This is a genomic window from Dietzia sp. B19, assembly GCF_014145155.1.
GTDB lineage: Bacteria > Actinomycetota > Actinomycetes > Mycobacteriales > Mycobacteriaceae > Dietzia > Dietzia natronolimnaea.
The window spans coordinates 1-2,751 of record NZ_JAALED010000257.1 but is presented as its reverse complement, the minus strand read 5'-3'; the positions used below and the strand labels follow the sequence as shown (position 1 = coordinate 2,751).

The window sequence follows — 2,751 nt, the reverse complement described above, 5'->3', positions numbered from 1 at the left end:
GGCTGGCGGGTCGGAGGTCGCGCCGAGGTGTGGACCCGGCTGGACTCCGGCCCGGGGTCGGACGCGGTCACCGTCGGCCTCAAGGGGACCCCCGACGACGCCGAGGTGACCATCACCGACGCCACGATCGGCTCCACTGCCGAGCCCGAGGTCTCCTCCCGGCACCAGGCCAGGGTCGCCCGGGACGGCGGGTCGCTGCGACTGACCGTCGACGGCACGCAACAGCGCTGGACCGTCGTCCGCTCGGCCGACCCCAGGGCGGCGGACACCTTCTGGGTCGCCGGCGACGGAGGCACCTGGGACCTGCGCATGCTCCCGCTGATCGACTCCCGGATCCACGACGCCGGCATGTCGGACGGTCAGATCCTCAGCCCCATGCCCGGGTCGGTCATCGCGTGCTTCGTCGCCGACGGTGACGAGGTGACCGCGGGCCAGAACGTCCTGGCCGTCGAGGCCATGAAGATGGAGCACGCCCTGTCGGCGCCGATCGACGGAGTGGTCCGGCTGAACGTCTCCACCGGCGAGCAGGTGCCCGCCGACCACCTGCTCGCGACGGTCGAACCAAGCACGGTTGAATCAAGCGCCGTCGAGCCCCACCCCTCCACCGAGGAATCCCAAGGAGAAACCGATGCCTGAGTTGGAAGAGCACTACCAGGACCTCAAGGTCACTGTCGCCGAGTTCGCCGACAAGGTGGTGGCCCCCGCCTCGGCCGAGCACGACCGCAACCACACGTTCCCGTACGAGATCGTGGCCAAGATGGGCGAGATGGGCCTGTTCGGCCTGCCCTTCCCCGAGGAGTTCGGCGGCATGGGCGGCGACTACTTCGCCCTCTCCCTGGCGCTCGAGGAGCTGGGTCGTGTCGACCAGTCGACCGCCATGACGCTCGAGGCCGGCGTGGGCCTGGGCGCGATGCCCATCTACCACTTCGGCACCGACGAGCAGAAGAACACCTGGCTGCCCGACCTCGCCGCGGGCACGAAGCTCGCGGGCTTCGGACTCACCGAGCCCGGCGCGGGATCGGACGCCGGCGCCACCAAGACCACCGCGAAGCGGGACGGCGACGAGTGGGTGGTCAACGGCAACAAGCAGTTCATCACCAACTCGGGGACCGACATCACCTCGCTGGTCAACGTCACCGCGGTGACCGGCGTCCGGGATAACGGCAAGAAGGCCATCTCGACCATCATCGTCCCGTCGGGCACGCCCGGCTTCACGGTCGAGCCGGCGTACGACAAGGTCGGCTGGAACTCCTCCGACACCCACCCGCTCACTTTCTCCGACGTGCGCGTCCCGGCGGAGAACATCCTGGGCGAGGAGGGGCGCGGGTACGCGAACTTCCTGTCGATCCTCGACGAGGGTCGCATCGCGATCGCCGCGGTGGCCACCGGCGCCGCTCAGGGCTGCGTCGACGAGTCGGTGAAGTACGCGCGGGAACGCGAGTCCATGGGCCAGAAGATCGGCTCGTTCCAGGCGATCTCCTTCAAGATCGCCCGCATGGAGGCCCGCGCCCACACCGCGCGCTGCGCCTACTACGAGGCCGCTCGTCTCATGCTGGCCGGCAAGCCCTTCAAGAAGGAGGCCGCCATCGCCAAGATGGTCTCCTCCGAGGCCGCGATGGACAACGCCCGGGACGCCACCCAGATCCACGGCGGCTACGGGTTCATGAACGAGTACCTGGTGGCCCGGCACTACCGGGACTCCAAGATCCTGGAGATCGGCGAGGGCACCACCGAGGTGCAGCTCATGCTGATCGCGCGGGGTCTCGGGTTATGAGTGATCAGTCTGTGACGATGGCCGAGCAGCGCAAGGAGATCGTCCAGCGCGGACTGTGGTTCGAGGAGTACGAGGTCGGGACGGCGTACCTCCACCGTCCCGGCCGCACGATGACCGAGACGGACAACGTCCTGTTCACCACGCTCACCATGAACACCCAGGCCCTGCACCTGGACGCCGCATGGTCTGCCGAGCAGCCCGGTTTCGGCGGCGAGCGGCTCATGAACTCCATGCACACGCTGTCCACGCTGGTCGGGCTGTCGGTCGCGCAGCTCACCCAGGGCACGATCGTGGCCAACCTCGGGTTCTCCGAGGTCACCTTCCCCAAGCCCGTGCTGCACGGCGACACGCTGTACGCGGAGACCGTGTGCACCGACAAGCGCGAGTCGAAGTCGCGTCCGGGCGAGGGCATCGTGACGCTCGAGCACATCGGCCGCAACCAGCACGGTGACGTGGTGGCCAGGGCCGTCCGCAAGACGCTGGTCCGTAAGCGTCCGGCCGAGCAGCCGGCGGAGGGGTCGGCATGACCCCGTCCTGGATACCCCCCGGCCCGGCATTGCTGTTCTGCCCGGCCGACCGGCCCGAGCGGTACGGCAAGGCGGCGGAGCGCGCGGACGTGGTGATCGTGGATCTGGAGGACGCGGTCGCACCGGACGCCCGACCGGCCGCACGGGAGGCTCTCGTGGCCTCCGATCTCGATCCGGAGCGCACAATCGTCCGGGTCAACCCGATCGACACCGATGATCACGCCGCGGACCTCGAGGCCCTCGCCAGGACCGGCTACCGTTGCGTCATGCTCGCCAAGACCGAGTCGGCCGCACAGGTCGCCGACGTCCACGCTGCCACCGGCGCAGCAGTCCTGGCGCTGGTGGAGACGCCCCTCGGCGTGATCCGCGCCGCGGAGATCGCCGCCGCACCGGGCTGCGCCGGCATGATGTGGGGCGCCGAGGACCTGCTGGCCGCCATGGGCGGTTCGA

The 2,751-nt window shown here is 69.5% G+C and carries 4 protein-coding genes; all 4 read left to right on the top strand.

From position 1 onward, the window contains the following. Window positions 1-636: biotin/lipoyl-binding protein (locus G6020_RS08270; protein ID WP_182610293.1), on the top strand; the 636-nt coding region annotated here is incomplete at its 5' end. Further along, entirely contained in the window at window positions 629-1,774 is a 1,146-nt protein-coding gene (locus G6020_RS08265) for an acyl-CoA dehydrogenase family protein (RefSeq protein ID WP_182610292.1), read from the top strand. The genes G6020_RS08270 and G6020_RS08265, both read left to right, overlap by 8 nt. Before the next feature lie 17 nt (window positions 1,775-1,791). Beyond that, window positions 1,792-2,301, top strand: a complete 510-nt coding sequence (locus G6020_RS08260; RefSeq protein WP_182610294.1) for a MaoC family dehydratase — start codon at window positions 1,792-1,794, stop codon at window positions 2,299-2,301. Continuing rightward, on the top strand, window positions 2,298-2,751 hold a 454-nt coding region (locus tag G6020_RS08255), incomplete at its 3' end, for an aldolase/citrate lyase family protein (RefSeq protein ID WP_241732626.1). The genes G6020_RS08260 and G6020_RS08255, both read left to right, overlap by 4 nt.

Coding starts and splice junctions, on each gene's coding strand:
- G6020_RS08260 (WP_182610294.1), top strand. CDS start 1,792: ATGGCCGAGCAGCGCAAGGAGATCGTCCAGCGCGGACTGTGGTTCGAG.
- G6020_RS08265 (WP_182610292.1), top strand. CDS start 629: ATGCCTGAGTTGGAAGAGCACTACCAGGACCTCAAGGTCACTGTCGCC.